This window comes from Bacillus sp. 1021 (genome assembly GCF_014534735.1).
Lineage (GTDB): Bacteria > Bacillota > Bacilli > Bacillales > Bacillaceae > Bacillus > Bacillus siamensis.
On the sequence record NZ_JACVSR010000005.1, the window covers coordinates 151224 to 157393 of the forward strand.

A 6170-nucleotide genomic window follows, 5' to 3' on the forward strand; every position below is an offset into this window, starting at 1 on the left:
AACAGAGGTGAAATAATATGATGATCTTACAAATTAATCAGCTGTCCAAATCTTTTGGCGCTGATCCTATTTTAAACAATATAAAGCTTGAAGTCAGATCTCGGGATCGCATCGCCATTGTAGGCAGAAACGGAGCCGGCAAATCAACTCTCCTTAAAATTATCGCAGGTCACCTTTCATATGAAAAGGGTGAATTAATCAAACCGAAAGAATTAACGATGGGATATCTTGCCCAGCACACAGGCTTAGAATCTCAGCTTACCATAAAAGAAGAACTGCTGAGTGTTTTTGATTTCCTGAAAGCAATGGAAAAAGAAATGCGTTCTATTGAAGAAAAGATGGCCACAGCCGCCCCCGCGGAGCTTGAGACGCTGATGAAAACCTATGACAGGCTTCAGCAGGACTTCAAGGATAAGGGCGGCTATCAGTATGAAGCAGACGTCCGTTCTATCCTTCACGGCCTCGGTTTCGGGAAATTTGACGATTCCGTGAAAGTGCAAAGCCTGAGCGGCGGCCAGAAAACAAGGCTTGCTCTCGGCAAGCTTTTGCTGACCCAGCCTGATCTGCTTATTTTGGATGAACCGACGAACCATCTCGACATCGACACGCTTACATGGCTTGAGCATTATTTACAGGGATATTCAGGCGCCATCCTGATTGTCTCCCACGACAGATATTTCCTTGATAAAGTCGTCAGCCAAGTGTACGAGGTCTCACGGACAGAAAGCAAAAAATACCTCGGCAACTACAGCGCCTATTTAGAACAAAAAGCTGAGCAGTATGAGAAAGACCTGAAGCTGTATGAAAAACAGCAGGACGAAATCGCCAAGCTCCAAGATTTTGTCGACCGCAATCTGGCCAGAGCATCAACAACGAAAAGAGCCCAGAGCAGACGAAAGCAGCTTGAACGGATGGACGTCATGGCAAAGCCGCTTGGTGATGAAAAATCAGCCGCCTTCCGCTTTGACATTACAAAACAGAGCGGAAACGACGTCCTTCGCGTACAGGATGTTACCATCAGCTATGACGGCCAGCCGCCGCTTTTGAAAAACCTGACCTTCGGCATTACAAGAGGGGAAAGCGCCGCCCTCGTCGGACCGAACGGGATCGGCAAGTCAACCCTGCTGAAAGCCATTACGAATACGCTCAGTCCGAAATCCGGGTCGATCACGTACGGTTCCAATGTCACAATCGGCTATTATGATCAGGAGCAGGCCGAACTGACCTCATCTAAACGCGTCTTGGACGAGCTGTGGGATGAATATCCGGACATGCCGGAAAAAGAGATCAGGACATGCCTCGGCAACTTTCTGTTCAGCGGAGACGATGTCCTGAAACCTGTCCGTTCTCTAAGCGGCGGTGAGAAAGCAAGAGTCGCGCTTGCCAAGCTGATGCTGCAAAAAGCAAACTTTCTCATCCTTGATGAACCGACAAACCACCTTGATCTGGACAGTAAAGAAGTGCTGGAAAACGCCCTGATCGACTACCCCGGGACACTGTTATTTGTATCGCATGACCGCTACTTTATTAACAGGATCGCCACAAGGGTGCTGGAGCTGTCTCCGGATCATGCAGAAGAATATTTGGGTGACTATGACTATTACACCGAGAAAAAAGCCCAGCAGCTGGAATTGGAAGAAATGAAACGGCAGGAAAAAGAGCAAGCACAGCCTGCCGGCAAGGTCAAACAGGACACGAAAAGAACATACGAGGAAGAAAAAGAATGGAAAAAGAAAGAACGTCAGCGCCTGAGACGAATTGAAGAAATCGAAGCAGCCGTCTCATCCGCCGAAGAGAAAATCAGCGCCAATGAGGAGCTGCTGTGCGACCCTGACGTGTATCAGGATCACGAAAAGGTACAGACCATTCACTCAGAGAACGAAGCTCTGAATCAAGAGCTGGAACGATTATTAGCGGAGTGGGAAGAACTCTCCTCAGAAGAATAGAAAAAGTCAAGCACCTCTTTAAGGGGTGCTTTTTTATCCACAGCTTTTCTCCTTGCCTGCTATTTAAGTAAGCGCTTTATACACACTATCCACAAAATTTTCTGACTTTATCCACTTTACTAACAACTTATAGACCCTTATCCAGCCTGGATTTCTGAATATATTCACAATCCTGTGGATATGTTAGAATTATCTGTTAATAAATTAAAAAAAGCCTCACGTTTTACAACGTGAGACGATCAAAAGATGTTAATTCCAAGCCGGGCTGTCCATTCATATCATATGAACCCCGGATTCCCTTTTCAAAAGCAACGGTTCCGGCAGCCGCAATCATCGCTGCATTGTCCGTGCATAAAGAAAGCGGCGGGATAACAAGCTCAGGATCTCCCGGATGGCTGAATTCCTGCTGCAGAGCGGCTCTCAGCCCTTTGTTGGCGGCTACGCCTCCCGCAAGCAGCACTTGTTTAACCCCGTATTCTTTCGCGGCCTTAGAGGTTTTTGCCGTCAGTACATCAATGACACTCTGCTGAAAGCTCGCGGCAAGATCCTCAGGAGGAATCACCTCATTTTTTTGCGAGGCGTTATGGAGTGTGTTAATCACGGCTGATTTCAGCCCGCTGAAGCTGAAATTATAAGATCCCTCATCCAGCCACGCACGCGGAAGCGGAATAGAATCCGTTCCCACAGCAGCCAGCTTATCAATCTGCGGCCCTCCCGGATAAGGAAGCCCCATCGTTCTCGCCACTTTGTCGTAAGCTTCGCCTGCGGCATCGTCCAGCGTTTCTCCGATAACCTCGAATGAACCGTGCTCTTCCATATAAACCAATTCCGTATGTCCGCCCGACACAACCAAAGCAAGCGCCGGGAACTGAAGCTCCCCTACCAGTCTGTTTGCATAAATATGGCCCGCAATGTGATGGACGCCGACTAACGGTATTTGATGGGCAAAGCTTAACGCCTTTGCCGCATTGACTCCGATTAACAGGGCTCCGACAAGCCCGGGTCCTTCCGTTACGGCAATCGCATCGAGATCGTCAAAGCTCATCTCCGCTTTTAAAAGAGCTTCCTCAATCACTAGGGTAATCTGCTCCACATGATGTCTGGACGCAATTTCAGGCACGACCCCGCCGAACCGTTTATGGCTTTCAATTTGAGAAGCGACTACGTTAGAAACGATTTCTTTACCGTTTTTTACGACTGAAGCCGCTGTTTCATCACAGCTTGTTTCAATTCCTAATACATAAATATCTTGTTTTTCACTCATGTAATGTCACCCACATTAATAACGCATCTTCCCCGTTATCTGTATAGTATTGTTTTCTGATTCCTCCGGCCTGAAGACCGAATTTTTTATATAAGGATTGGGCGGGATGATTCGAGACCCTGACTTCGAGAGAGAGCCTCCTTGCCTTTTTTTCTCTGCACAATTCTACCGCAGCACGAAACAGCGCTTCTCCCAATGATTGGCCCCGGTATTCCGGCTTAATGGCTATGTTCGTAATCTGTGCGTCATCTATAATAATCCAGATTCCGCAATACCCCGCCAGACAGCCGTCCTTTTCAATGACAAGGTAGTGCGCATACGGATTTTCCAAAAGCTCATGATAAAATGAATCCTTCGTCCACGGAGAAGTGAAGGATGCTGTTTCAATTTCATAAATTTGATCAATATCTTCCGGCCGCATGCTTCGAATCGCCGTTTTCGTTTTCATCCCCATCACCCTATTTTTGAGATTCCATCCATTTCGCTTCAGCCTCTGCCAGACGCAAATAATCCGGAACAAGGCTGTGGACATCCGCTTCTTCTTTTTCCAAGCCTAACAACGCCAGCTCTGACGGCCGCGGATTATGCTGTGCAGCCGTTCCTATCACTGCTTGAGATGTCATTTCATGCAGAATGGTTTCTTCATGAATGGCTGTATCGTGTCCTAAAAATAAAACCGGTGACGCTTTTTCTTTCAGCATGCCGAGCCAATCCGTCAAAAGCACATTCTGATCAGGAAGAACGGATTGTAATCGGCCGTCCTGATATTCATAAAGTCCCGTATACACCTGTCCGCGCCTGGCATCAAATAACGGGCAGATCAGACCTTGAAAATGCCGTCCGTTCGCCGCCAGCACCTCAAGGCTCGACACAGCGGAAATCGGAAGCTTCAGCGACCAAGCCAAAGTCTTCGCCAGCGTCACACCGATTCTGACACCAGTGTACGATCCCGGTCCTTTCGCCACCGCTATTTTCGTGAGGTCCTGCGGTTTTAGGCCGCAATCCTCCAGCAATGAATTGACAGCAGGCATCGCCCGCACGGAATGATTCTTTTTTAAATATGTAATATACTCCGCCATCACCGTTTTCTCACGAACGAGCGCGGCACCCAGCGTGTAATTTGACGTATCAATTGCCAGTATTGTCATGTTTATTAATCTCCTCACAAAGCGTTTCATACCGTGTTCCGCAAGCCGTAAAGGTAATGTCCCTTTCCTCATCACCGGCTCTCTTGATGACGATCTGCAGCCGTTCAGCGGGCAGCTGATCCTGAATTAAATGAGCCCATTCAATTAAACAGACGCCTTGTCCTTCAAAATATTCTTCAAGGCCCAAGTCTTCGCTTTCATCCTCCATGCGATACACATCCATATGATATAGAGGAAGCGAACCATCATGGTATTCTTTTATAATTGTAAAGGTCGGGCTGTTTACCACTCTTGTGATCCCCAGTCCTTCGGCAAACCCTTTTGTAAAAGTCGTTTTTCCCGCTCCCAAGTCGCCTTCCAGTGTCAGAATGTCTCCCGGCTTTGCCAATGAAGCGGCAAGCTTGGCTACGGCTTTCGTTTCTTCAGGGTTTTTCGTTCTCCATTGTAATGTCTTCAAAGTGAGTCACCCGTCTTATTTAAAATGATTGTATCCTTTTTTCTCAAGGACGATTTGTCTCTGATCATTGGCTGTCAAAAGAACACTTGCTTCCTTCCGTTCAGACACCGCTCCGATCTTCGCAATCGGAATGCCTGATTGGGTGCAGTAATCAAGCAAAGAGTTCCACTCCTGCTGAGAGACCGTTCCAGCCAATTCATAATCTTCTCCGCCGAATAACACCCATCTTTTCCACTGAGGATCTGCCTCAGGCAAATCCGGATGCACCGGCAGAAGCTGTTCTTCAATTTCTATCGTAACTGAGCTTGACTCAGCTATTTCATGCAGTTCACTGGCCAATCCGTCACTGATATCATTCAGAGCCGCACGTTGAAGCTGAGAGCAGAAGCGGCCGACCTGAACCCTCGGCACGGGCCGTTTATGTTTTTCGATAAAATAATCACCCGTATGAAAAGCAGAAGGAGGCGTTTCTCCTAATAAAAGAGACAGCCCCGCTGCGGACGAGCCGATTTCTCCCGTAACAAACACAACATCCCCGGGTCTTGCCGAACTTCGCAGACAAGCTCGATTCTTTTCGACTTCTCCGATGACCGTAACGGTAATAACGGCTTGACCGGCAGCGGAAACGGTATCTCCCCCGATCAAATCCATCCGGTATAGTTTCGCCAGTTCCGCCATCCCTTCATACATTGCCTGGACATCAGCTTTCTGCCAGCAGGAGGGAACGGCAAGAGACACCAGATAAAACTTCGGAATGCCTCCCATCGCCGCCACATCACTAATGTTAACAGCGAGCGCCTTATAACCGATATCTTGAGGAGAGGAGTACTCTGATTTAAAATGGACACCCTCCACCATCGTGTCTAAACAGACAATTTGCTGCATATGAGATGACGCTGTATAAACCGCACCATCATCACCGATCCCAACATCGACGGAAGGATGATAATGCGAATGCGGAGTAATACTGTGAATCAAATCAAACTCGTCCATGTTTCTCCCGTCTCCCTTTCTGACGCTCTTGTGAAATACAGCTCTTTCTAGTGTATCGGATTATGTTTCAATATCCAAGACTTTAACGGTATAAAAGAAAGCTTGGTTAGAAACCAAGCTGAAAGTATTAAAAGAAAACACAAAAAAAACGAAAACATGATCGTTTCGTTTACAATGAAAATGGCGGTCCGGACGGGACTCGAACCCGCGACCTCCTGCGTGACAGGCAGGCATTCTAACCAACTGAACTACCGGACCATTTTTATTTTTTGGTTGCGGGGGCAGGATTTGAACCTGCGACCTTCGGGTTATGAGCCCGACGAGCTACCGAACTGCTCCACCCCGCGATGATAAAATTTTAG

The 6170-nt window shown here is 47.6% G+C and carries 6 protein-coding genes and 2 tRNA genes; 1 reads left to right on the forward strand and 7 read right to left on the reverse strand.

The window, feature by feature from the left end; all coding sequences use genetic code 11:
- Positions 1-17: 17 nt before the first annotated feature.
- The gene (locus tag ICW23_RS17290; protein WP_016937065.1) at positions 18-1946 is read left to right on the forward strand and encodes an ABC-F family ATP-binding cassette domain-containing protein; all 1929 of its coding nucleotides are present in this window, start codon (positions 18-20) and stop codon (positions 1944-1946) included.
- 223 nt (positions 1947-2169) lie between these two features.
- Here the strand turns inward: ICW23_RS17290 and tsaD are convergent, their stop codons facing one another.
- From tsaD to ICW23_RS17325, 7 genes are all read right to left on the reverse strand, one after another.
- Positions 2170-3210 (reverse strand): tRNA (adenosine(37)-N6)-threonylcarbamoyltransferase complex transferase subunit TsaD, encoded by a 1041-nt coding sequence (tsaD, locus tag ICW23_RS17295; protein ID WP_188154857.1) that lies wholly within the window; start codon positions 3208-3210, stop codon positions 2170-2172.
- Positions 3203-3658 carry a ribosomal protein S18-alanine N-acetyltransferase gene (gene rimI, locus ICW23_RS17300; RefSeq protein WP_016937067.1) on the reverse strand — a complete coding sequence of 152 codons (456 nt, stop codon included), beginning with the start codon at positions 3656-3658 and terminating at the stop codon, positions 3203-3205. The genes tsaD and rimI overlap by 8 nt, the downstream gene beginning before the upstream one ends.
- A 10-nt stretch (positions 3659-3668) precedes the next feature.
- Positions 3669-4358: a tRNA (adenosine(37)-N6)-threonylcarbamoyltransferase complex dimerization subunit type 1 TsaB gene (gene tsaB, locus ICW23_RS17305; protein WP_188154858.1), complete on the reverse strand. Its 690-nt coding sequence runs from the start codon at positions 4356-4358 to the stop codon at positions 3669-3671.
- Entirely contained in the window at positions 4339-4815 is a 477-nt protein-coding gene (tsaE, locus tag ICW23_RS17310) for a tRNA (adenosine(37)-N6)-threonylcarbamoyltransferase complex ATPase subunit type 1 TsaE (RefSeq protein ID WP_045926870.1), read from the reverse strand. Before tsaE ends, tsaB begins: the two co-directional genes overlap by 20 nt.
- Before the next feature lie 15 nt (positions 4816-4830).
- Entirely contained in the window at positions 4831-5808 is a 978-nt protein-coding gene (gene thiL / locus ICW23_RS17315) for a thiamine-phosphate kinase (protein ID WP_188154859.1), read from the reverse strand.
- Between the two features lie 181 nt (positions 5809-5989).
- Positions 5990-6066 (reverse strand) — tRNA-Asp (locus ICW23_RS17320).
- Positions 6067-6078: 12 nt separating this feature from the next.
- Positions 6079-6155 (reverse strand) — tRNA-Met (locus ICW23_RS17325).
- Between the last annotated feature and the right edge of the window lie 15 nt (positions 6156-6170).

What these genes read in the sequence shown, in the direction of transcription:
- ICW23_RS17290 (WP_016937065.1), top strand. Translation starts at nt 18, where the DNA reads ATGATGATCTTACAAATTAATCAGCTGTCCAAATCTTTTGGCGCTGAT.
- tsaB (WP_188154858.1), bottom strand. Translation starts at nt 4,358, where the DNA reads ATGACAATACTGGCAATTGATACGTCAAATTACACGCTGGGTGCCGCG.
- tsaD (WP_188154857.1), bottom strand. Translation starts at nt 3,210, where the DNA reads ATGAGTGAAAAACAAGATATTTATGTATTAGGAATTGAAACAAGCTGT.
- thiL (WP_188154859.1), bottom strand. Translation starts at nt 5,808, where the DNA reads ATGGACGAGTTTGATTTGATTCACAGTATTACTCCGCATTCGCATTAT.
- rimI (WP_016937067.1), bottom strand. Translation starts at nt 3,658, where the DNA reads ATGAAAACGAAAACGGCGATTCGAAGCATGCGGCCGGAAGATATTGAT.